The organism is Yoonia sp. 2307UL14-13 (assembly GCF_037572755.1).
In the GTDB taxonomy this organism is placed as follows: Bacteria; Pseudomonadota; Alphaproteobacteria; order Rhodobacterales; family Rhodobacteraceae; genus Yoonia.
In genome coordinates this window covers 198490-221433 of record NZ_JBBIFZ010000004.1, presented here as the reverse complement: position 1 = coordinate 221433, position 22944 = coordinate 198490, and the positions used below count along the sequence as shown (strand labels likewise).

Here is a 22944-nt window from a genome sequence, read left to right as displayed (position 1 = left end):
GGACAAAGCGGCAGGCGGGGGACCTCTTAGATGTCCTTTTCGCTGCTCACATAATCCGACAGCAGCTTTTCGTTCTTGGCCTGTTCGAGGCGCATGATGCGGTCCTCGGAAATCCGGTCGTCAAAGCGGTATTTGACGAAGTTCACCAGAGCCAGGGTCAGAAGCAGGATACCGATACCCCAGTAACCTTTGGTCGACAGCGGCACCTCGTCTGTAAGGTAAAGCGACAGCCCCAGCATCCCGTAGGCCACCACAACAGCAGCACCGTTAAAGAACATGATCAGGGCGTTATCAGATTTCAGGTTTTCCATTGGTTTTCTCCTCATTCGTATTTGTGTTTGGGTTGGTTATTTTTTGGACGATTTCAGGCGGGTCAGAACATCGTCAGCGGTGGATCGGGTCGCGGCACCAAAGCCCGCATCCGCCATCCGGTCGGTGATCGTGTCGTGGTTCAGGTCGCGGTTGATATCGGCCAGAATCTCACTCCGTTCGAACGGGTCATCCTTGCCGATGACACGAGCGATCAGTTCTTCGGCCTCTTCGACGCTGCCGGTATCGCTGTGGATCGCCATGCGTGACTGCAACTGCTGTTCGCGGCGGACGGCGCGGGCCTGAATGGCGCCTTGTTTCAGGTCGATGATCCGGCGATGACCACTTTCAATGGAGGATCGCAGGCGCATCACTTTCTGTTCCAACCGATCCAGCGTGGCTTCGCGGACCGAGAGTTCATTTTCCATCGACGCGATCGCGCGGGCGGCTTCGGCAGCCATATCCTCGCGATCATTGTCCAGCGCTTCCTTCGCGCGCTTGGTCAGATCATTGATGCGCGATTTCAGTGTGCCGTGCTGGCGTTCTTCGGCGCGCTGACGCTGGATCAGGCTGGCAAGTGTCGCTTTCGCGGCGCGCAGGCTGTTTTCGCTTTCGCGGATTTTCTGGTCGATCAATTCGATGGCGAAGGCATCGCGCACGCGGTCTTCGGCCCGTGCATTCTGCCCGTTGATCAGCGTGGCAAGTGTCTTGAACATCTCTTATCTCCGTTTCGTTTCGATATGTGAACATCGTTCATGAAATAGAGATAGCAATCCGGGCTTGGCCGTTCAAGAGAAAAATTGAACATTGTTCAAAAAATCAAGCGGAGGCCGTCATCTGTCGTAAAACAAGGGCGATCATACGGTCCACATCCTCGGGCGGGACGCCCGCACTGGCCTCATCAAGGCCCAAAAGCACGATTCCATGCACCGAGGAGAACAGCGCGCGGGTTAAAAGCGCATGTTCATGCGGATCACGATTCGGAAAAATCACCGCCAACGGGTCCGAGATATAGGCGAACAGCCGCCCCATCTCTTCCAGATACCAATCGGGGGCGGCTTCTCCCGGCGCGCGGTCCACATCAAAGAGGGCCCGCCAGCTCAGGTGATTCTCCGCCGCAAAGCGATGATAGGCTTGCGCCATGATCACAAGTTGCTCCACCGGGTCCTGCGGCGCATCGGCGAGGGCTTCTGCCACATCCGCGCCCAGCCGATGGAAGGTGCGGGCATTCACGGTCAGGACCAGATCGGTCAGATCACCAAAGACATTGTAGATCGCGCCAACCGCACACCCGGCTTCCGAGGCCAGATCACGGGCCCGCAAAGCGGTCAGCCCTTTCTCGGCAATCGTGCGCTCGGCAATCAGAACCAAATTTTCCCGCAACGCCGCGCGGCGCTCAGCAACTTTCCCCGCCATGTAAACTCCCGATTGAACGTAGTTCAGTTGTAGGGGAGGTTTTGGGGGATGGGAAGGGGGCTAGACCAGTAGCGGTAGTCGCTCATTGTAAACGCGATCATTACTAAATTGTGGAAGAAGGGAACAGTAACTTGAGAAATTACTTCATTATTTTTTTGGTCATGCTTTCTTCGGTGGCCAACGCGGATGTTCGCATTCAATGTAATTCAAATGGCGCGGTCGTAACAGCTCCAGATGGCAACATATACTACCTTGGAAATGGCTGTGATGCTGCACGTGCCGGGGGTGGGGAAGGTAAATGGTGGTTTGCAGCCTCAGCGTTTATCGTTCAAATTGAAGGTGAGGATGGCATTCGGTTTTCTCGGGAGATGATCTGTGATGTCCCTTATTGCCTACCGAGCTAAAAATTATCGGCTCTTTTGGTTGAGATATTCGGCAACTTTGCAGGCCGCGTCACAAAACGTAGGGTTGCCGAATTCTTGGCACTCTACCGCGGCGCCCCACCCGCAAAGTTGTTCACCTGCGTGTAGCTGATCGCCTCCCCCTGCATCTCCAAATGCAGCCCATCCCCGTCATACGGATGCGCCCGCGCCAGTTCCTCATCAAAGTCGATCCCCAGCCCCGGCGCATCCGGCACCGGGATGTAGCCATCCTCCACCACAATCGACCCCTTAATCAGATCATGATGAAACGGCGTCTCAATCGTCTCGGCCATCAGGATATTCGGGATCGAGGCCGCGAACTGCACATTCGCCGCCCATTCCACCGGACCCGCATAAAGATGCGGGGCCATCTGCGCGCCATAGACCTCGGCGAGGGCGGCGATCTTCTTCGCCTCCCAAATCCCACCGGCACGGCCCAAAGCAGGCTGCAGGATCGACGCCGCCCCCTGCCGCAACACCTGCGCGAACTCGGCCTTGGTCGTCAGCCGCTCGCCCGTCGCGACCGGCACCCGCACGGCGCGCGCAACCTCTGCCATGGCGCTGACATCATCCGGCGGCATCGGTTCTTCATACCAAAGCGGATCATAGGCCTCCAACGCCCGGCCCATGCGGACCGCGCCCGCGACGCTGAACTGGCCATGGGTGCCAAAAAGCAAATCAGCCCGATCCCCAACCGCCTCGCGAATAGCCGCACAAAACGCCACCGACATCGCGATATCGCCCATCGCTGGCATATGCCCACCCCGTATTGTGTAAGGCCCCGCCGGATCAAACTTCACCGCCGTATATCCCTTTTCGACCATATCCAGCGCAACCTCAGCCGCCATATCAGATGAGGCCCAGAAGGCGGGCAGGGGATGGTCGTCGCGCGGATAGAGATACGTATAGGCGCGGATGCGATCATTCATCCGCCCCCCGATCAGCGCATGAACCGGGCGATCACGGTCTTTGCCCAAAATATCCCAACAGGCGATTTCCAGCCCCGACCAAGCCCCCATGACCGTCAGGTCCGGGCGCTGCGTGAACCCGGCAGAGTAAACCCGACGAAACATCAACTCGATATTCTCCGGGTTCTCCCCCACCATATGCCGTTCAAAGACATCTTTGATCACAGCGCGCATCGCCTCGGGCCCGACGGATGACGCATAGCATTCGCCGTACCCCACCACGCCGGTATTTGTCGTCACCTTCGGAATGATCCAATAGCGCCCACCCCAACCGGGCGCAGGGGGTGCCGTGACAATCACATCAAGATCGGCGAGTTTCATGGGTGGCACCTATGGGCGAGCAACAACATGACCGACACAATCAGCTTTCGGCATCTGGGTCCAGACGATCTGGACCTCCTGCTCAACATCAAAGAGGGGCTCTTCGACAACCCGATCCTGCCCACGCAGGCAAAGGCGTTCCTGAACGACCCGCTGCACGAAATGATCCTCGCCTTCGACGACACCAAAGCGGTCGGGATGGCCAGCGGCCAAATCCTTTTGCATCCGGACAAGATGCCCGCCTTCTTCATCGCCGAGGTCGGCGTGCGCGAAAGTCACCAAAAACGGGGCATCGCGAAACGGCTCTGCGCCGGCCTGCTGGACATCGCCCGCAAGCGCGGCTGCAAGGGCATCTGGCTGGCCACCGAAACCGACAACATCGCCGCCCGGGCGCTTTATCACGCGCTTGATGCGCGCGAGACGGATGGGATCGTCGTCTGCGATTGGGACGGCGCGATGGACACGTAAGGTGGGTCTCGACCCACCCTCACTCAAAGACGATCACGTTCCGCTTCGCTGACCCGGTTCGTGTGTCGGCAATCGCCTCGTTCACCTCATCCAGCGACCACCGGCCCGAGATCAGCTCATCCAGCTTCAGCCGCCCCTGCCGGTACAGGTCCACCATCCACGGAATATCCCGCGCGATCACCACATCGCCCATCTTCGACCCGATCATCCCCTGACCGGTCGCCGCCAAAATCACCGGCTCATAACTGGACAGCGCACCCGAATGCGGCATGCCCACGATGATCACCTTCCCGCCCGACGCCAGATAACGTGGCGCCTGATCATAAGCGGGGATCGCACCGACGGTCACAATCACCGCATCCGCACCACGTCCCGTCGCAGCTCGTGCGGCCTTCCACGGTTTGTCCTCGGTCGCCAGAACGCCGTCTGTCGCGCCGAACTCCCGTGCGATTGCCAGCTTCTCTTCCGACATATCCACCGCCACGATCCGCCGCGCCCCGGCAATCCGCGCACCCTGGATCGCGTTCAGCCCGACACCCCCCGCGCCGATCACGACAACATCCTGTCCGGCGCGCAGCCCGGCGGCATTCACCACAGCACCCACGCCCGTGATCACGCCACAGGCAAGCAGCGCCGCCGCCTCCATCCCCATATCATCGGGCAACTTCACCACCTGGCTTTGATCCACAACGACCCGCTCGGCAAAACCACCCGTATACATCGCCTGATTGATCGGCGCGCCGTCCGTCGTGCTCAGCGGACTACTGGCAAAGCCGGTCTCACACGCGACCGGGCGGCCCGTCGCACAAGAGGGGCAATGCCCACATGCGCGGATCAGGGTCACGACAACCGGATCACCCACCGTCAACCGCGCGCCATCGCCGACCGCAGACACCAGGCCCGCCGCCTCATGCCCGAAGACCGCCGGCAAGGCTCCACCCCATGCACCATCCATGAACGAGATATCGGAATGACAGATCGCACAGGCCTTCAACGTCACTTCGATTTCACCCGGGCCCGGCGCTGCCAGATCAACGTTTTCAATCGTCAGTTTTTCGCCAAAGGCATGGCACACGGCGGCTTTGATGTGGGGCATGTTGTATCCTGTCCGTCAACGTGGCCCAGCACTGCCATCCGGCTCAATGGCCCGGTGGTCCGATTGCGACATCATATGGCGCGGGCGCGCTTTGGACGCGGCGTTTGCATGAAAACCGCGATGCAAAAGATCGTCAGAACACCTGACAACAGGAACGGCGCGCCGGGCAGGTAATAGGGGTTCTCGGGCGCGGTGAAATACCAGAAGGTCTGCGTCACGACCAAAGGTGCCACGATCGTCGCCACCGCGTTGATCGACGTGACCGCGCCCTGCAACTCGCCCTGCTGATCGTCCGAGGCCGTGCGCGACATGATCCCTTGCAATGCGGGACCAGCGATTGACCCCAACGCCGTCAGCGGCGTCAGCGCCAGCGCGACCCAGCCATTCGTCACAAAGCCCAGCAGGACAAAGGCCAGCACATCGATCGCAAGCCCAAGGACCACCGCCTTCCGCTCTCCGATCCGGTTCAGGATCGGCTTGATCAACAGGCCCTGCACAATGGCTATGCCAATCCCAAAAATGCCGAGCGACAGGCCAATCATTCCCGGGCTCCACCCGAACCGCTCGGCCCCGAAATAGGCCCAGACGCCGGGATAGACGAAAAAGGCCACCGTATAGACAAAAGTGATCAGCATCAGCCGTTTCAGGCCGGGCAGGGCGCCGATATTCCTGAAGGCCCCCAACGGGTTCGCGCGGCGCCATTCAAACGGACGGCGAATGCGGTCGGTGACGGTCTCGGGCAGGACGAAATACCCAAAGATCGCATTGGCCGCCGCCAAAAAGGCCGCCGCCCAGAACGGCGCGCGTGTCCCATATTCAGCCAAGACACCGCCCAAAAGCGGCCCCAGCACAAAGCCAACGCCAAAGGCCGCCCCGATCAGCCCGAAATTCGCGGCCTTCTCCTCGGGTTTCGAGATATCGGCCATATACGCGGCCGAGGTCGATTGCGTCGCGGCCGTGATGCCGCCGATGATGCGCCCGATGATCAGCAGCCAAATGGTGCCGGCGACCGCCATCAGCACATAATCGAATGCCATGATCACCAGCGAAATCAGCAGGACAGGGCGGCGCCCGAAGCGGTCCGACAGATTGCCGACCGTCGGGCCGAAAAGGAACTGCATCGCCGCAAAGATCGTCGCCAGAACGCCACCCCAGACGGCCGCATTGGCCAGTCCGTCGCCCTCCACCTCTTGGATCAGGTCGGGCATGACCGGCATGATCAACCCGATCCCCATCGAGTCCATCACGACACTCAGCAAAATGAAAATGACCGGTAGATTCATCACCGCAGGATTAAACCGTTCGGTTCAGTTTGCAACCCTTACAAATGTCCGGTGTCGCGCATGAACTGAGTCAAATGTCGCGCATATCCATCCGGGTCCTCGACACAGGGTAAATGCCCAACCCCACGCATCAGCACGAACTGCGATCCCGGCACCAGATCGACCGTCTCGCGCACGAGGTCCGGCGGCGTCGCACCGTCCTCCGATCCGGCGATACCCAGTGTCGGAATACGCAACCTACTGGTCGAGGTATAAAAATCCGTGCCCGAAATTGCCGCGCATGTGCCGACATAGCCCTCGACCGATGTCGCCACCAACATCTCGCGCCACGGCGCGACATGGACGAAGCTGGGCGAAAACCACCGCTGCATCACTTCATCCGCGACACCATCCAGCCCAAGCCGTTCCACCGCCGCGATCCGATCCAGCCATAACTTCGGATGGCCGATCTTGGCGGCGGTATTCGACAGCACCATCGCGCGGATGATCTCGGGCCGTTTGACGGCCAAGCCCTGCGCGACCATCCCACCGACCGACAGACCAACGAACAAGGCATCGCGCACATCAAGCGCATCGCAAATGGTCTCGGCATCGCTGATCAGCTGGCCCATCGTGTAGGGTCCCGACGGCACCGAAGATTTCCCATGCCCGCGCATGTCATAGCGGACGATGCGCAGGCCATCGGGCAGATACCTCAAAACCTCATCCCACACATGCAAGTTGGTCCCAAGCGAATTGGCAAAGACGACCGGCACACCGTCGTCCGGCCCATCCACCTGTACATGCAGTCTGATATTGCCGCGTATGATCTGCATTCCATTCACCCGAAAAAGATCAAGCCGCGCATGGGCGTCCCACCCGGCGCGGCTCTCACTCGCTGCTGCGGCCGGAACATATCAGCCACCAGCAACCCTCCCACATAACAGAAACCTAAAATATGTGATTCCCCTCAACCTGTCCTTTTGGACAGGTTAGGCGGGGGTCAGATGTCGTCTTCGGGTCAGGCACGAAGACAACGGCGCAAGTTGGCGGGCGGCGTGATCCCACACACCGCTCCTAATCCTCCGCCTCCCCAATCAGCATATGCGCCATGATCTGCCCATGATCCGAGGCAAGTTTGTTATACGGCGCCTCCGGATGTGACCCGTCGGTCAGATGGTCGTTGAGTACGCTGAAATACTCCATCTCGCCGATGCGCAGCGCATAATCGGGGTGGAAATGGCGCGACACCAGGATCTGGTCTATGCTTTCGAACACGCCGCCAAAGGCGGACGTATAGACCATATCCCGCAGCGATTTCCGCACGAACAGCTTTTCCGCCGAATGCAGCCGCACGCGGTCGATCTTTTCCTGAATGACCTCGTTTTCTTCATCCGAGTACCGATCCCGCCGGTTCTCGGCATCATGCCTGCGCATCCAGGCATAGTTGCGGAAAGGGGCCTCGCCGGTGATGATCTCGGAACTGACCGCATGTTCGTTGTCGTTGAAATCACCCAGCACCATGACGGGGTTACCCGCCTCCAGCTCCTCAAGCACAGCTTGCCGCAGCACCCATGCCTCGGCCATCCGGCGTAGCCCCGCGCGTAAAGACCCCATCGCCCGCGCCGCCGGATCATAATTCACCAGATCGGCGGCAGGCGGGAAAGGGGCACCTTCGGGCCGCGGAAACTCACCCAGTTTCGATTTCAGGTGGCAGTTAAACACGGTCACAACCGTATCCCCGACCGGCACCCGCACCTTCAATACCGGGCGGCTCAGCCGTTTGATCCGGTAATGCCCGCCCTCATCTCCGTCCAGATCGGTGAAGGGAATGGCCAGCGGTTTGGGCAATTCCTGAATGATCTCGGGTGCGCCGACAAAGCCGAACCGCGACAGGATCGCGACACCGGGGCGGCGCTGGCCCGGCTCCCCGTCAAACAGGTTCGGCGCAAAGGCCAGCCCGGCCTCGGTATAGGGCTCATAAGCCAGCTTGCGAAAAATCGCCTTGCGGGCGTAACGTTTCGACCGGTCCGGGATATTCGCTTCATTTGCGGTCAACCCCATCTCATCGGTTTCGATGATCACGTCGCGCAGCGCGCTTTCGGTGAAAATCTCCTGAAAGCAGACGATATCGGCATTCATCGTCAGCAACTGATCCGCCAGCCAAACCCGTTTCCACGCATATTCCTCGGGCGTGTATTCCTCGAACCGGTAATATTCCTGCTCGGCCTCGATCAGGTTTTTGACGTTGAAACTGGCGATCGTGAAACGGGTCATAAAGTCTCCAATGCTTGGGCGAAAACCGCAGGGTCGACATTGCCACCCGTGGCGACGGCGACAACAGCGTCGCCTTTGAAAGTGTCCGGGTGGAAAAGCGCGGCAGCCAGTGCCGCCGCGCCGCCGGGCTCAACAACGATCTTCAACCGTTCGAACGCATGGGCCATGGCTTGCAGGCATTCCTCTTCGGTCACTACGATCCCCGGCCCGCAATGGGCTCGCATGATCGGAAACGTGATATCACCCGGTTGCGGGGTGATGATCGCATCACAGAGCGAACCCGACATGCGGTCATTCCGCTCAATCCGGCCATTGGCAAGCGACCGTGTGACATCGTCAAACCCCTCAGGCTCCACCGGCCTCACCCGCAATCCCGGCGCATCCGCCGCGAGCGCCAATGCAATGCCAGAGGTCAGCCCACCGCCACCGCAGCAGATCGCAACATCGGCCTCAGTCACACCAAGCGCGTTCATCTCAGCCGCAATCTCCAGCCCACAGGTCCCTTGCCCGGCAATCACCTCCGGCTCATCAAATGGCTTCACCAGCGTCAGACCACGTTCCGTTGCCAAATGCTCGCCGATCTCATCTCGGTCCTCATTCGCGCGATCGTACAGAACGACCTCGGCCCCAAGCGCCCGCGTATTCGCGATCTTGATCGCGGGCGCATCTGACGGCATCACGATCACCGCTGGCACGCCATGCTCTTTCGCCGCCAAAGCAACCCCCTGCGCATGGTTCCCGCTGGAGAACGCGATCACACCGGCTTTCAAAGCGTTGTCCGTCAGTGCCGACAACGCCGACCATCCGCCCCGAAACTTGAACGACCCGGTATGCTGCAAGCATTCGGCCTTCACGAACATACGCCGCCCCGCAATCTCATCCAGAAAAGGCGAGGTCAGGATTGGCGTCCGTCGCGCATGGCCGTCCAGCCGCTTTGCCGCCGCGCGGATCATGTCGATATTCATGTCATCCTATCCAACCATTCATGCAGCGCACCCAACGCCTCCGGCTCATCCAGAAACGGTACATGGCCGCGCCCCGGCACATCGACGCGGATCATATCGGGGCGGCGTTCTTCCATCCTGTCGGCGGTCGCGACGCTCAGCAGGTCGGAATTCGCACCACGGATCAGAGCCAGCGGTAAGCCGTGCAGTGCATCAAATAGCGGCCACAAATCAGGCGCAGGCTGCGCCCCGGCCTCTAGCACCGCATCGCGCAGCTTTGGATCATAGCGCAGAACCAACCCCTCTGGTGTCTCCTTATAGTGCGCCGTCACCTCGGCCAGCCAGCGTTCCATCGGGACATTCCTGAAATGGACCCAGTTCCGGTCCCGGAATTCCGCTGCCTCCGCATAGGTCTTCTGTGCCGGTGGCCGCCCGATATAGTTCTTGATGATGTTCAGCCCCGCCTCTGCGATCTCGGGCCCGATATCGTTCAGCGCCACCCCGATAAGCCGGTCCCGCGCCGTCGCCGCCAGCACCATCGCGATCAGCCCACCGCGTGAGGTTCCTAAAATCGCGGCTTTCTCAAGACCCAGATGATCCATCAGCGCCAGCACATCCTGCGCCTCGTTCGGGATCGTGTAGGTCCCGTGATCCGCCCAATCCGACCGCCCCCGCCCGCGATAATCCGGCCGGATCAGGCGCACCGGCAGATGCGGGGCCACATGGTCGAAGTCAGCGGCATTGCGGGTCAGGCCCGCAAGCGCAATCACTGGCAACCCCTCACCCTCATCCAGATAATGCAGGCGTGTGCCATCGGCGGTGTTGAAATAGGGCATCACACCAACTCCGGGATCGTGGTCAGGTCGGGCAGAATACTATCCGGCGCAGCGTAAAGCCGATCCTTAGGCTTGCCGCCACGGTTCACCCAAACGGTCTGGAAACCGTACCCGGCAGCCCCAGCCGCATCCCATCCATTTGAAGACACAAACAGCACCTCCTCCGGCGCGCAGCCAAAGCGCTGACAAACCATATCGTAAACCCGGACATGCGGCTTGAAGACCCCAACGTCCTCAACAGACAAGACGGCATCCAGCACATCACCAATCCCCGCCGAGGACACCGCGCCGTCCAGCATGGCGGGTGAGCCGTTCGACAAAATCGCTGTCGCCAGCCCACGCGCCTTCAACGCCTGCAGCATCGCAGGCACCTCCGGATAAGCGGCCAATTCCCAATAAAGCTCCAACAACCGCGCACGGGTCGCGTCATCGGACAAACCCTGCGCCTCCATCGCCCAATCCAACCCATCCTGCGTGACCTGCCAAAAGTCGCAGTGCTGATCGGCCACCGCCCGCAGCCATGTATATTGCAGCTGCTTCGACCGCCAATCGCGGGCAAGGGCGGGCCATACGGCAGCCAACGCGGCATGATCAGGCTCGGAAGCCGCCTGCGCCGCGGCGGCATTGACATCGAACAACGTGCCATAGGCATCAAAAACGCATGTGGTGATCGGCATCGGCCCCTCCATTCCGCGTCATGGTGTCACGGCCACAGGTGAACGAAAAGGGGCAAAGGCGTTTGCATCGCGCGGGTCACGCGCATAGCGTGACATAGGGACACGCATAGCGAAAGACGACCGCGATGAGCCAGGCAAAAAACGGCGATACCGTCCGTATCAACTATACCGGCACGCTCGATAACGGCGAAACCTTCGACAGCTCAGCGGGGCGAGAGCCGCTGGAATTCGTGCTGGGTTCTGGCCAGATCATTCCCGGCCTCGACGCGGCGATCCCCGGCATGGCGGTTGGCGACAAAAAGGTGGTCAACGTGCCCTGCGATCAGGCCTATGGCGCGGTCAACGAACAGGCGCGGCAGGCGGTCCCGCGGGGTGAGATACCGCCCAACATTCCTCTCGAACCCGGCACACGGCTGCAAATGCAGACGCCACAAGGACAGATGGTGCAGGTCACCGTGGCCGACGTCAGTGAGGATGAAGTCACGCTGGATGCCAACCATCCGCTCGCAGGGCAGAACCTGACATTCGACATCGAAATCATGGGGATCGACGCAGCCTAAAGCGATTTTACCGTTGCGCCGCCCGTTGCGTTAAACCGGGGTAGGGCGCCCGCAATAGTCCGATGGAATTCATATGCAATTCATATGATATTCCGATTGTTGAAAACGCTGCCAAAACAGGCGTTAACCAATGATTCGGATCAGATCAGGTGATCTGGCTGCGGCATTCCCAAAACATGGAAACCTCCATCGACCCGGATAATCTCACCACTCGTGCAGGCTCCGGCATCCGAGGCGAGGTATACGGCGGTACCGCCCACCGCCTCGAGCGTCGCATTCGCGCGCAACGGGGCGTTTTGTTCAGTGTGTTTATAGGTCTTCCGCGCCCCACCAATCGCCGCACCGGCCAGTGTTTTCATAGGGCCGGGGCTGATCGCGTTAACCCGAATACCCTGCGGGCCAAGGTCATTGGCCAGATAGCGCGTGGCACTTTCCAACGCCGCCTTGGCCACGCCCATGACGTTGTAAAACGGGGTCACGCGGTTGCTGCCCTGATAGGTCAGGGTCAGCAAAGCGCCGCCATCCGGCATCATCCGCGACGCCCGGTTCGCCACGTCAATGAATGAGTAGCACGAGATCGCTAGGGAATGTTTAAAGTTGTCGCGGGTCGTGTTGATGAACCGGCCCGTCAGTTCGTTTTTGTCTGAAAAAGCAATGGCATGCACTACGAAATCCAACGTTCCCCAACGCTCTTTCAGCAGCGCGAATGCGGCATCCATGCTGGCATCGTCGGTGACATCGACATCGACCATGATGTCCGACCCGACACTTTCCGCCAGCGGGGTCAGCCGTTTGCCAAACGCCTCACCCTGATAGGTGAACGCGAGTTCCGCACCCGCCGTATGCATCGCCTTCGCGATACCCCAGGCGATGGATCGTTCGTTCGCCACGCCCATGATCAGGCCACGTTTGCCCTGCAGCGAAATCGTCATCGGATTATCCTTGGTACTTCGACAAAAGCATGGACCCGTTGGTGCCACCAAACCCGAATGAGTTGGTCATGACGGTATCAAGCCCAGCATTTTCAACAAGTTGCGTGGCGATCTCTTCGGGCTTCAATGCCGGGTCCAGCGTTTCGACATTGATCGACGGTGCGATGAAATCGTCCTGCAGCATCAAAAGGCAATAGATCGCCTCTTGCGCGCCGGTCGCGCCTTGCGAATGGCCCGTCATCGACTTGGTCGAGCTGATCGGAGGGGTCGATCCTTCGCCAAAGACACGACGCACCGCTTCGACCTCACCCACGTCCCCGACGGGGGTCGAGGTGCCGTGCGCGTTGATATAATTGACGGATCGGCCGTCAGGCAAGGTCTTCAGCGCCCCGCGCATGGCCCGCTCGCCACCCTCACCAGAGGGCGCAACCATATCGGCGCCATCGGACGTCGCCGCGAAACCCGTGACCTCCGCGTAAACCTTCGCACCCCGCGCCACCGCGCTGTCGAGGCTTTCCAAAACCACGATCGCACCACCACCGGCAATGACAAACCCATCGCGGTTGGCATCGAAAGCCCGGCTCGCCCGTTCCGGTGTATCGTTATATTTCGATGACATCGCCCCCATCGCGTCGAACAGACAGGACAGGGTCCAATCCAGCTCCTCGCCGCCGCCGGCGAACATAATATCCTGATTTCCAAGCGCAATCTGACCCGCCGCCATGCCGATGCAGTGCAGTGACGTCGAACAGGCCGAGGTGATCGAAAAGTTCATCCCCTTGATCTTGAAAGCCGTCGACAGGTTCGCGCTGACCGTCGATGACATCGCCTTGGGCACGGCAAAAGGCCCGATCCGCTTGGTCGCGCCGGTGTCTTTCACCACGTTGTGGGCGGTCAGCAGGGCCGAGGTCGATGGCCCGCCGGACCCCGCGATCAGCCCGGTCATTGGATTGACGATCTGATCTTCGGTCAGCCCCGCATCCCCAATCGCCTGTTGCATCGCGATATGCGCATAGGCCGCGCCAGGCCCCATAAAACGCAAGGTGCGCTTGTCGATGTGATCCGCGATATCGATCTTGAGCGTGCCCGCGACACGACTGCGAAACCCGTGTTCCGTCATTTCGGGGCTGGCCTCGATCCCCGACGCGCCAGCTTTCAGCGCTGCGGTCACCTCATCAGCGCTATTGCCGATTGGGGACACGATCCCCAATCCCGAAACCACAACACGACGCATAGCTGCTCCCTCGACCTTGTTTGAGATTGTGTAGGGGACAGGACGCGAGGGGGCAAGTGTGGCTAGCAAGGGCGGCAGAGTAAGAGGGCCTTTCGCAATCTAAAAGATTATGCGCCTGCCGTTCTGCGCCGAGTGAGTTTTCTGTTCCTCAATCATTTCAGAAACTCTGCGAGGGTCGACACTATGAAAGCACTTAAGATCATTCCGGGTCATCAGAGCCTCAACCGCCCGGTATGCGACCTGTGCCAAAGGTCCCGGGCACCTGTTGTCGTACCATTCCCACTGCAACACATCACATGGATGTTCAAACTTGTCTTTTTTGTCGGTGCCTTGACGTTTCAGAGCGTTTACAAATATCTCAGCTTCCCGTGGATTATGAGCAAGGTACTTCATAATCATTCGCCCCGCCTGATGCATATCATGTTCGGATCGACATTCATCATTAACATTATCTGGATATGGGAGGTTTAAGGAATAAGCGAACCGTGCATAGTCATTCTGAAACAGTGGCTCTAGCAAAGCGGTCATAACATCGCTTTTCTGTGACGCATTACCACGGCGGTAGCCGCCGAAAATCGACCATCCGAGCCACACGAGTAATGATAGGCCATAGGTCGGCCAAGCCAAAAGCACCGCGAGCAATATCGATAAGTTCACCACAGTGAAAGTGAGCCTCAACTCTCGCTCAACGCCACCTTCATATCCCTAACCTGATAAATCACCTCGCCGTCCGCTTCAACGATCCCGTCGGCAACACCCATCGTCAGGCGGCGGGATTGAACGGCTTTCGTGAAATCCACCTTGTAGGTCAGCATCTTACGGTCGGGGCGGACCATGCCGGTCAGTTTGACCTCACCCACACCCAACGCATAACCGCGGCCTTGCCAGCCGCGCCAGCCAAGGTTGAAGCCGGTCAACTGCCAAAGACCGTCAAGGCCAAGGCAGCCGGGCATGATCGGATTGCCGGGAAAGTGGCAGTCGAAAAACCACAGGTCTGGGGTGATATCGAATTCGGCCAACACATGGCCCTTGCCGTGCGTGCCGCCGTCGCCGGAAACTTCGGTGATCCGGTCCATCATCAGCATCGGCGGCGCAGGAAGCTGGGCATTGCCCGGCCCGAAAAGCTCACCCCGGGCGCATTTCAACAACCCCTCCTTGTCAAAACTGCTCGGATAATCCGCCATGTGCTTGGTCTCGTTTTCTCTTTTGTCGGTCGAACGACCTCTAGCATCGGGCCGTTCGCAAGGGCAAGTGTATGGGCCTTGCGACGATTTGCGAACGAATAAGAATTGATCTGTAAGGGTCTTTTCCCATATGAAGAAACGTAGGCAGCAAAATGGGCAACCGATGTCGAGTACTGAGATCAAGCGCGGTTCTGATTGGCTTGCCGGGGCGGGGCTCCGGCCGACGCGGCAGCGTCTGGCTTTGGCGACGCTGCTTGTCGGCGACGGCAAAGACCGGCATGTGACGGCCGAAAGCCTGTTCGACGCCGCATCGGACGCGGATGAAAAGGTTTCGTTGGCTACCGTCTACAACACCCTGCGGGCGTTCTGCGATGCGGGCCTGATGCGTGAAATCACGGTGGATGGATCGAAAAGCTATTTCGACACCAACATGTCCGACCATCCGCATTTCTATTGGGAAGATACGGCGAAACTGACCGACGCGCCGGCGGAAGAACTGGAAATAAGCCGGGTTCCCGACGCGCCCAAGGGGGCCGAGATCGCGTCGGTCGACGTCGTCATTCGTCTGCGTCGCACCTAAGCCACAACGACAAAACATCCGAAAAACCTGACCTTGCGTCGCCTGCGCAGGGGTTCCATGCTGTGTCCGTCAGCTTACTTGGGATCTGGCGAGGCAAACGAAATGGGCGAACAGCAGCGGCAGGATATGGTCTTGTCCTATCACCGGGTGCGCACGGCGCTTGGGGTGTTGGGGATGTCTTTGCCGATGATCCTGGTGCTTGGTGGTATCCTCGATCACAAGGATATCGCGCCCACCATCAGCGATTTCTATCATACGACGTATCGTGACATCTTTGTCGGCACGCTGTGCGCGATCGGTGTCTTTCTGATCTGCTATCGCGGCTACAACCGCGCGCCGGGCGAGGTGATCGACGATGATTGGCTGGGCACCATCGCCGGTATCTCGGCCTTTGGCGTCGCACTTTTTCCGAATGAAAGCCCTACCGCGCAGATCGCCACGATGACGCAGAACATGGTGGGGATCGGGATCAGCCCGATTTTCCACTACAGTTCCGCGCTGGTCTTTTTTACCTGTCTGGCGGTGTTCTGCCTGTCGAAATTCGCGCGTTGCGTAAACCCGGTTCGGCGGCGGATTTACCGATTTTGCGGTACGGTGATCGTGCTGATGCTGGTCGGGATCGTGATCGCGTCGAGCATTCGTGTCTTCGGAGAGGGTCCGGCACGTGATCTGGTCATTCGCACCGACTTGATCTTTTGGCTCGAAGCGGTCGGGATTTGGGCCTTTGGCCTGTCATGGCTGGTCAAGGGTAAGGCCGATATCACACTGGTGCGTTTGACGAAGGACGGTGGATTGAAATCCACCTTACAGCAGCCTCGTTCAGAGTGAATTAACCCTAAGGGCCCAGATTGGGCCCATGGCAAACTGTACCCGACGCTATGTTCCCGGCGGCACCTACTTTTTCACCGTGCGACTGCAAAACCCGCAAGCAGACCTGCTGGTGACGCATATCGATTTGCTTCGCGATTCGACCCGGCTGTGTCGCAAGCGCTGGCCGTTCACGATCGATGCGGCGGTGATCCTGCCTAACAAACTGCATATGATCTGGACATTGCCACCGGGCGACGCGGACTTTTCCAAAAGGTGGCGGTTGATCAAATCCACCTTTTCGCGGCATTTACCCACCCCGCCGGACATCCCGGAAAACCACCGCAAACGGGGCGAAAAAGGCATCTGGCAGCGCCGATTTTGGGAACATGTGATCCGCGATGATCAGGATTTCGACCGGCACATGCACCTGATCGCAGCCGCGCCGGTGCAGGCAGGGCTGGTCAAAAAGTCTGGCGATTGGCCCTATTCTTCGTTGCGTAAGGTGGCTCTTGAGCCACCGACCCTCAAAACCACTGTCCCGGTTCCATCAGCCCCAAATCGAACAACTGCTGCGACTCCCATGCGAACTTGACCGAGTTCTGCCAGCGGAAATTGTCGATCACGTCGCGACTGCCGGGATTGCGCCGCAGTGCCTTGGCCGTGCGGAACGAACAGACCGCGGCGGTCATGTTATTATGCCATGGACAGGCATAGGTGTTGTATTCGGGGATGTTGAATAGCCGATCTGCCCGCATTTGCAGGCCCGGCGCGGCCCGAAACAGCGACACCCGGTCGATCCCGCGCCGCTTCCAGGGAACATGTTCCTCGAACCGCCAGCGCAGGCCGCCAAAGAAATCCATCTGTCGCTCGAGCGCGTTGCCCAGATCATCCTTGCGGGCCAGCGCATAATAGCCCGACCGATCAAGATACGCATCATCCCTGTCCACCGCGTCCGGCGCAGCCGACAGATCACCCGCGTAAAGATCGATGATATAGGTCAGAACAGAGTTCCGCCGCTCTTCCAGTGAAAAGGCGGTCATTTCAGCGATATTGCGGTGTTCACAGAACGGAAAGAATAGATATTCGGCGTTGTAGCAATAATGGATCCAAAGGCCAGGCGCTGCGTTGATCACCGCGTTGACGATTTCGACCAGATCGGCATCGCCCAGAACCGGGCGGTCCACCCTGTCAAAGGTCTCGGGCACCGCGATATCCGGCGCGGCAAAGGCGATTATGTTTGCAAAACCGCAGCGTTCAATGTGCGTCAATGTGCTGGCCACTTCGACGGTGTCTTCGATCATCACCAACGCGACCGGCCCTTTGGCAAGGGCGCGTTTGCGGTCGGTGATCAGGGCGGTAAGGTCTGGATAATGCATTGGTTCCGACGGTTTTGATCACCCATATGTCCGGCAACGCGACTTGCATTGCAAGCATTGGGTCAAACCGCTAGAAGGCGCTGTCTCATCCGATCTGAAAGCCCACCCGATGTCCGCGCCGAAAAAGCTGTTTATCAAAACCTATGGCTGTCAGATGAACGTCTATGACAGCGAACGGATGGCCGAGGCGCTGGGCGGGAAGGGGTATGTGGAAACGTCAAGCCCCGATGACGCCGACATGATCCTGCTGAACACCTGTCACATCAGGGAAAAGGCGGCGGAAAAGGTTTATTCCGAGCTGGGCCGGTTCAAGGGGCTGAAGGCCGCAAACCCCGACCTGAAGATCGGCGTTGCGGGCTGCGTCGCGCAGGCCGAAGGTGAAGAGATCATGCGCCGCCAACCGCTGGTCGATCTGGTGGTCGGACCCCAAAGCTATCACCGCTTGCCTGCGATGGAAGACGCGGTGCGATCGGGGGAAAAAGCGCTCGACACGGATTTCCCCGAGGACGACAAATTCGACACGCTAAAGACCCGCGCAAAGGTCAAGCGTGGCCCGACGGCGTTTCTGACCGTGCAGGAAGGTTGCGACAAATTCTGTGCGTTCTGCGTGGTGCCTTACACCCGCGGTGCCGAGGTGTCGCGTCCGGCAGAGCGTGTCATTCGCGAGGCGCGGGAATTGGTCGCGGCCGGTGTGAAGGAAATCACGTTGCTGGGACAGAACGTGAATGCCTATCACGGGCATGAAAAGGGGTTGGCGGGCCTGATCTGGGAATTGGATAACATCGATGGGTTGGAGCGTATCCGGTTCACCACCTCGCACCCCAACGATATGGACGATGCCCTGATCGACGCGCATGGCACCTGCGAAAAGCTGATGCCGTATCTGCATTTGCCCGTGCAGTCGGGCTCTGACCGTATCCTGAAGGCGATGAACCGCAAACACACCGCCGACAGCTATATCAAGTTGATCGACCGTATCCGCGCGGCCCGACCCGATCTGCTTTTGTCCGGTGACTTCATCGTCGGTTTCCCAGGTGAGACCGATCAGGATTTCGAGGACACGATGGATCTGGTCCGCAGCGTGAATTACGGGCAGGCGTATTCGTTCAAGTACTCGACCCGCCCCGGCACACCCGCCGCGGAAAAGCCGCAGCTGCCCGATGATGTGATGAACGACCGGTTGCAACGGCTACAGGCGCTTTTGCGTGAACAGCAGCAGGCAGCACAGGCGGCGATGGTCGGACGCGATGTGAAAGTGCTGTTCGAAAAGGCGGGGCGCGAGCCGGGGCAGATGATCGGGAAGTCCGAGTATCTGCATGCCGTCTACGCCGACGCCCCTGCGGATGTGCTGGGGCAGGTCGTGGCGATGCGGGTTGTGGAAGATAGCCCCAACTCTCTCAAAGGTGTCCTGCGCGATATCTGACGTTACGTCACAATCGACTTTCCCGGCGGATTCACGCCAGCGTATACATCGCGTGCAGCAGAAATCTGCTAGCTCTGATCGCCGTCCCCCACGCCAGTGGACAGAATTCCATTATCCTCCAGAACATTAGCACCACCATGCCGACGGGACCGGCAGGTGTTTTATGATTGGGGACGAAAATGGAACAAGATTTCAGCAATCACGATTGGAATACGTGCAACTGTTTTTCCGATCGGTTGGACCGCATGGCCAAAGAGGCGGAAACGCCTGTTCAAAAGCCCGCGGTCCAACAGGTCGAAGGCCCGCTACAGTTCTTTCTTGCGGATGTATCCGGCGGTGTCGGTCAACAGGAAATTGTTGCTGAATTGACGGATGGCGCCGTGATCGACCCCGCCTTGTTGGAAGGGCGCGAAGTGACGATCTTTGCGATCAACCCGGCGAAGGACGTCGGGTCGGTCAGGCTGTTTTTTCAGGAATTCGATGAGGCCGGCCGCCGCGTCGATGCCCGGTTCAAGGTCGAAAACGTCGAACCCTTTGCCCTGTTCGGGGACAACAACGGCGACTTCCGTAGCGGCCTTGATCTGGATGGCGGAACCTATTCTCTCTATTTCGATGCCTTTTCAGGCGATTTTGCCCGCGGGAATCTTCTGGATAGACAGACGATCAACTTTACCGTGGCCGAACCACCCGCGCCGGTGAACAACGCGCCCGTTGCAGTCGATGATGCGATCGCGCTTGCCAACGACGAAAGCGCCGTCTTCGACGCGCTCGCCAATGACCGGGATCCTGATGGCGATGCGCTGACCTTGACGCGCCTGATCGACGTGACACCCGGGTTGGTCGCGACAATTCGCGACGGACGGATCGCCATCGATCCGAACGCGGACTTTTCTGGCGACGCGACGATCCTGTACGAGGTATCGGATGGGAATGGCGGCACAAGTCAGGCAAATGTGTCGATCACCGTCGATGCGCCGCCACCCCCGCCGGACCCAGAGCCGGATCCTGTGCCGACACCCGATGCCGAACTGTCGTTCTTCCTTGTCGATATCCGCGGCGGGGTTGGCCAACAACGTATCCTCGCGGAATTGACCGATGGTGCCGTCATCGATGCCGATCTGCTTGGCAACGCGCCGGTTACGATCTTTGCGACCACCGACAATGCCGATCTTGAAAGTGTGCGCCTGTCGTTCTCTGGTCAAAGCGAAGAAGGGAACATCGCGTCGCTGGTGCGCGTGGAAAACTTCGATCCATACACCCTGTTCGGGGATAACAACGGTGACTTTACCCGTGGTATCGCGAACTTTGGGGAAGGCAGCTATACCGTCGGTTACGAGGCATTCGATGCCGACCGGGCCCAGGGGCAAAGCCTTGGGGGCGACACGATCAACTTTACGGTCGTCGATCGGACACCCGCGCCGGACCCTGATCCCGATCCGGCACCCGACCCCGATCCGACCCCGCCAAAGGGTGATCCGTTCGAAAACGGCGCGTTACGCACCTACACCAGCGGCGGTGAACGCGACACCAGCTTTAACATCGATTTGGTCTTTGACGGGCCGGGTTGGACCGTCGATATCCAGCGCGCATTTGTCCGGGCGAGCGAATTTCTGAGCTCGGTCATCATCGGCGATACGCAGGATACGGGCGCCCGCTTTGGCCGTGCCGCGGTTGACGACATTCAGATCAACGTCGATCTCGAAAACATCGATGGCCGGGGTGGGACGCTCGCCTTCGCAGGTCCACGCGCGACCGGACCCGAGGGCCTGACGAGCTACGGAGGCGCGACCTTCGACACCGCCGATCTGGCGGGCCTAAGCCGTTCGGGCGCATTGGATGATGTCATCGTGCACGAATTCTATCACGCGCTGGGCTTTGGGACGTTGTTCCGGAACAAGGGTCTATTGGAAAATAACCGCTTTACCGGCGAGTTTACGACCCAGCTCTACAATGATGAATTCCCCGAATTCTCCAACCGCGACGGCGGATCGCAATTCGGCCTGCCAACGCAGCGGGGCGGTGGCCATTTTGACGAGGGCATCTTTGGAGCGGAGCTGAACACGCCGTCACTGAACTTCCGCGACAACTTCATCTCGGGCCTGTCGATCGCAGCACTCGAAGATCTGGGATACGACACCTATCTGAACAATCCGTTCGATGCGAACGACCTGTTCGGTATCGCGCCCGAAAATACGATCACAGGTAACGATCTGTTCGTCGCCTAAAAAAACCGCCAAAGCAGTGTAAGGCCGGTCCCTCGTGACCGGCCTTTTTCGTCGCGAACACCTTTCCGTCCTTGCGCCGTCCAAGGGGACTTGCCACCATAGCCGTACATAGACTCAGAGGAGAGCTGTTTGGCCACAAGTGCCCTGACCCCGCCCGTTGACGACACATCGCAAGCGCTGTTGGAATTTCCCGACAACTTTCTGCTGATCGACCTGTGCGGCGAACATGACCGCAACCTTGCCACCATCGAAGAGAAACTTGGCGTGCAGATTATCCGGCGCGGCAATCAGCTTGCCTTGATCGGGGACGAGGATGCGCGGCAGGACGCGGCTTTGGTGCTGAATTCGCTCTACAGCCGCCTTGAGGCCGGGCGATCGCTGGAGCCCGGCGATCTGGATCGCGAATTGCGGATGGGTCCTGATCCGATGCGCGATGACGGCGACCAGATCGAGCTGTTCAAAGGCGAAACCACCCGGGTCGAGATCAAGACCCGCAAAAAGCTGATCGAACCACGGACGGATGCGCAGAAGGCCTATGTAAAGGCGCTGTTCGAAAACGAACTTGCCTTTGGCATCGGCCCTGCGGGGACGGGCAAGACCTATTTGGCGGTCGCCGTTGGCGTGAACATGCTGATCAGCGGCCATGTGGACAAGATCATCCTGTCGCGGCCCGCCGTCGAGGCAGGGGAAAAGCTGGGCTATCTGCCCGGTGACATGAAGGACAAGGTCGATCCTTACATGCAGCCGCTATATGACGCGCTGAACGATTTTCTGCCGGGTAAGCAATCGGCGAAGATGATCGAGGAAAAGGTCATTGAAATCGCGCCCTTGGCCTTTATGCGCGGTCGGACATTATCCAACGCCTTTGTCGTGCTGGATGAGGCGCAGAATGCCACGACCATGCAGATGAAGATGTTTCTGACCCGTCTGGGCGAAGGCTCGCGCATGGTGGTGACAGGCGACCGGACACAGATCGACCTGCCGCGCGGTGTCAGTTCCGGCCTGTGGGATGCTGAGCGGCTGCTGAAAGGGATCGACAAGATCGCGTTCAATTACTTCACCGCCAAGGATGTCGTGCGACACGCCTTGGTGGCGGCGATCATCGATGCATATGAGGCCGATGCCGAAAAAGGCTAGGCCATGAGCGTCGACGTCATCACCGAAGACGACCGCTGGACCGACATGGCAGCGCTTGCCCAAACCGCGACCGATGCCGCATTGGAGCGGCTTGGGCTGGAACCATCGGTTTTCGAAATCAGCATACTCGCCTGCGATGATGCGCGCATCGCGACGCTCAACGCCGACTTCCGTGGCAAGGCACGGGCGACCAATGTGCTAAGCTGGCCGTCGGACGAACGTGCAGCCGGGATCGACGGCGAAATGCCGCTGTTACCGGAACCGCAGACCGAATTGGGTGACATCGCCATCGCCTATGGTACTTGCGCACGCGAGGCGGCCGAGGCGGGTAAGTCAATGAAAGATCACACGATCCACCTACTGATCCACGGCACGCTGCATCTGCTTGGCTTCGATCATGAACGTGACCGCGACGCCGCGTTGATGGAGGGGTTGGAAACAGAGATACTTGGCAAACTGGGCATTTCTGACCCATATAGGGATTAGA

The 22944-nt window shown here is 59.3% G+C and carries 25 protein-coding genes; 10 read left to right on the top strand and 15 right to left on the bottom strand.

The features are described 5' to 3' along the window. Nucleotides 1–26: 26 nt before the first annotated feature. The 3 genes from V8J85_RS12355 to V8J85_RS12345 form a co-directional block, all read right to left on the bottom strand. Entirely contained in the window at nt 27–311 is a 285-nt protein-coding gene (locus V8J85_RS12355) for a hypothetical protein (RefSeq protein WP_339954053.1), read from the bottom strand. A gap of 36 nt (nt 312–347) precedes the next feature. Next, nucleotides 348–1025, bottom strand: a complete 678-nt coding sequence (locus V8J85_RS12350) for a PspA/IM30 family protein (protein WP_339954052.1) — start codon at nt 1023–1025, stop codon at nt 348–350. Between the two features lie 103 nt (nt 1026–1128). Then, nucleotides 1129–1725, bottom strand: a complete 597-nt coding sequence (locus V8J85_RS12345; RefSeq protein WP_339954051.1) for a TetR/AcrR family transcriptional regulator — start codon at nt 1723–1725, stop codon at nt 1129–1131. Between the two features lie 131 nt (nt 1726–1856). On the opposite strand from V8J85_RS12345, the gene V8J85_RS12340 reads away from it, so the two are divergent. Then, a complete protein-coding gene (locus V8J85_RS12340; protein WP_339954050.1) occupies nt 1857–2129 on the top strand; it encodes a hypothetical protein in 273 nt (90 codons plus the stop codon). 83 nt (nt 2130–2212) lie between these two features. Here V8J85_RS12340 and V8J85_RS12335 read toward each other — a convergent pair whose 3' ends face one another. Next, nucleotides 2213–3436 (bottom strand): mandelate racemase/muconate lactonizing enzyme family protein, encoded by a 1224-nt coding sequence (locus tag V8J85_RS12335; RefSeq protein WP_339954049.1) that lies wholly within the window; start codon nt 3434–3436, stop codon nt 2213–2215. Nucleotides 3437–3463: 27 nt separating this feature from the next. Here V8J85_RS12335 and V8J85_RS12330 point away from each other — a divergent pair, with 27 nt between their 5' ends. Next, the gene (locus tag V8J85_RS12330) at nt 3464–3904 is read left to right on the top strand and encodes a GNAT family N-acetyltransferase (RefSeq protein ID WP_339954048.1); all 441 of its coding nucleotides are present in this window, start codon (nt 3464–3466) and stop codon (nt 3902–3904) included. Between the two features lie 19 nt (nt 3905–3923). Here V8J85_RS12330 and V8J85_RS12325 read toward each other — a convergent pair whose 3' ends face one another. From V8J85_RS12325 to V8J85_RS12295, 7 genes are all read right to left on the bottom strand, one after another. After that, nucleotides 3924–5000 (bottom strand): zinc-binding dehydrogenase, encoded by a 1077-nt coding sequence (locus V8J85_RS12325; RefSeq protein WP_339954047.1) that lies wholly within the window; start codon nt 4998–5000, stop codon nt 3924–3926. A gap of 71 nt (nt 5001–5071) precedes the next feature. Further along, entirely contained in the window at nt 5072–6283 is a 1212-nt protein-coding gene (locus V8J85_RS12320; protein ID WP_339954046.1) for a TCR/Tet family MFS transporter, read from the bottom strand. Between the two features lie 38 nt (nt 6284–6321). Further along, a complete protein-coding gene (pcaD, locus tag V8J85_RS12315; protein WP_339954045.1) occupies nt 6322–7098 on the bottom strand; it encodes a 3-oxoadipate enol-lactonase in 777 nt (258 codons plus the stop codon). Nucleotides 7099–7339: 241 nt separating this feature from the next. Continuing rightward, nucleotides 7340–8539: an endonuclease/exonuclease/phosphatase family protein gene (locus V8J85_RS12310; RefSeq protein WP_339954044.1), complete on the bottom strand. Its 1200-nt coding sequence runs from the start codon at nt 8537–8539 to the stop codon at nt 7340–7342. Then, on the bottom strand, nt 8536–9504 hold the full coding sequence (locus tag V8J85_RS12305) for a threonine ammonia-lyase (RefSeq protein WP_339954043.1): 969 nt from the start codon (nt 9502–9504) through the stop codon (nt 8536–8538). The genes V8J85_RS12310 and V8J85_RS12305 overlap by 4 nt, the downstream gene beginning before the upstream one ends. Next, entirely contained in the window at nt 9501–10319 is an 819-nt protein-coding gene (locus tag V8J85_RS12300) for an alpha/beta fold hydrolase (RefSeq protein ID WP_339954042.1), read from the bottom strand. Before V8J85_RS12300 ends, V8J85_RS12305 begins: the two co-directional genes overlap by 4 nt. Next, complete coding sequence (locus tag V8J85_RS12295) at nt 10319–10996, bottom strand: haloacid dehalogenase type II (RefSeq protein WP_339954041.1); 678 nt, start codon at nt 10994–10996, stop codon at nt 10319–10321. The genes V8J85_RS12300 and V8J85_RS12295 overlap by 1 nt, the downstream gene beginning before the upstream one ends. Nucleotides 10997–11121: 125 nt before the next feature. Here V8J85_RS12295 and V8J85_RS12290 point away from each other — a divergent pair, with 125 nt between their 5' ends. Further along, complete coding sequence (locus tag V8J85_RS12290; protein ID WP_339954040.1) at nt 11122–11556, top strand: FKBP-type peptidyl-prolyl cis-trans isomerase; 435 nt, start codon at nt 11122–11124, stop codon at nt 11554–11556. Between the two features lie 140 nt (nt 11557–11696). Here the strand turns inward: V8J85_RS12290 and V8J85_RS12285 are convergent, their stop codons facing one another. The 3 genes from V8J85_RS12285 to fabA form a co-directional block, all read right to left on the bottom strand. Beyond that, nucleotides 11697–12488, bottom strand: a complete 792-nt coding sequence (locus V8J85_RS12285) for an enoyl-ACP reductase FabI (RefSeq protein ID WP_339954039.1) — start codon at nt 12486–12488, stop codon at nt 11697–11699. 4 nt (nt 12489–12492) lie between these two features. Beyond that, nucleotides 12493–13722, bottom strand: a complete 1230-nt coding sequence (locus tag V8J85_RS12280) for a beta-ketoacyl synthase N-terminal-like domain-containing protein (protein WP_339954038.1) — start codon at nt 13720–13722, stop codon at nt 12493–12495. A 674-nt stretch (nt 13723–14396) separates the two neighbouring features. After that, a complete protein-coding gene (gene fabA / locus V8J85_RS12275) occupies nt 14397–14906 on the bottom strand; it encodes a bifunctional 3-hydroxydecanoyl-ACP dehydratase/trans-2-decenoyl-ACP isomerase (protein WP_339954037.1) in 510 nt (169 codons plus the stop codon). A 163-nt stretch (nt 14907–15069) separates the two neighbouring features. Between fabA and irrA the strand changes: the two genes are divergently transcribed. The 3 genes from irrA to V8J85_RS12260 all read left to right on the top strand — a co-directional run bounded on the left by irrA (nt 15070) and on the right by V8J85_RS12260 (nt 16888). Beyond that, nucleotides 15070–15486, top strand: coding sequence for an iron response transcriptional regulator IrrA (irrA, locus tag V8J85_RS12270; RefSeq protein WP_339954036.1), 417 nt, complete (start codon nt 15070–15072; stop codon nt 15484–15486). Between the two features lie 102 nt (nt 15487–15588). Beyond that, nucleotides 15589–16314 (top strand): hypothetical protein, encoded by a 726-nt coding sequence (locus V8J85_RS12265; RefSeq protein WP_339954035.1) that lies wholly within the window; start codon nt 15589–15591, stop codon nt 16312–16314. Nucleotides 16315–16342: 28 nt separating this feature from the next. Further along, the gene (locus tag V8J85_RS12260) at nt 16343–16888 is read left to right on the top strand and encodes an REP-associated tyrosine transposase (protein WP_339954034.1); all 546 of its coding nucleotides are present in this window, start codon (nt 16343–16345) and stop codon (nt 16886–16888) included. Here the strand turns inward: V8J85_RS12260 and V8J85_RS12255 are convergent. Continuing rightward, nucleotides 16821–17672 (bottom strand): hypothetical protein, encoded by an 852-nt coding sequence (locus V8J85_RS12255; protein ID WP_339954033.1) that lies wholly within the window; start codon nt 17670–17672, stop codon nt 16821–16823. The genes V8J85_RS12260 and V8J85_RS12255 overlap by 68 nt on opposite strands. 109 nt (nt 17673–17781) lie before the next feature. Between V8J85_RS12255 and miaB the strand changes: the two genes are divergently transcribed. From miaB to ybeY, 4 genes are all read left to right on the top strand, one after another. Next, entirely contained in the window at nt 17782–19095 is a 1314-nt protein-coding gene (gene miaB / locus V8J85_RS12250; protein ID WP_339954032.1) for a tRNA (N6-isopentenyl adenosine(37)-C2)-methylthiotransferase MiaB, read from the top strand. A 179-nt stretch (nt 19096–19274) separates the two neighbouring features. Beyond that, nucleotides 19275–21320 (top strand): Ig-like domain-containing protein, encoded by a 2046-nt coding sequence (locus tag V8J85_RS12245; protein ID WP_339954031.1) that lies wholly within the window; start codon nt 19275–19277, stop codon nt 21318–21320. Between the two features lie 129 nt (nt 21321–21449). Then, a complete protein-coding gene (locus V8J85_RS12240; RefSeq protein ID WP_339954030.1) occupies nt 21450–22457 on the top strand; it encodes a PhoH family protein in 1008 nt (335 codons plus the stop codon). Nucleotides 22458–22460: 3 nt separating this feature from the next. Beyond that, a complete protein-coding gene (ybeY, locus tag V8J85_RS12235) occupies nt 22461–22943 on the top strand; it encodes an rRNA maturation RNase YbeY (protein ID WP_339954029.1) in 483 nt (160 codons plus the stop codon). Nucleotide 22944: the final 1 nt, after the last annotated feature.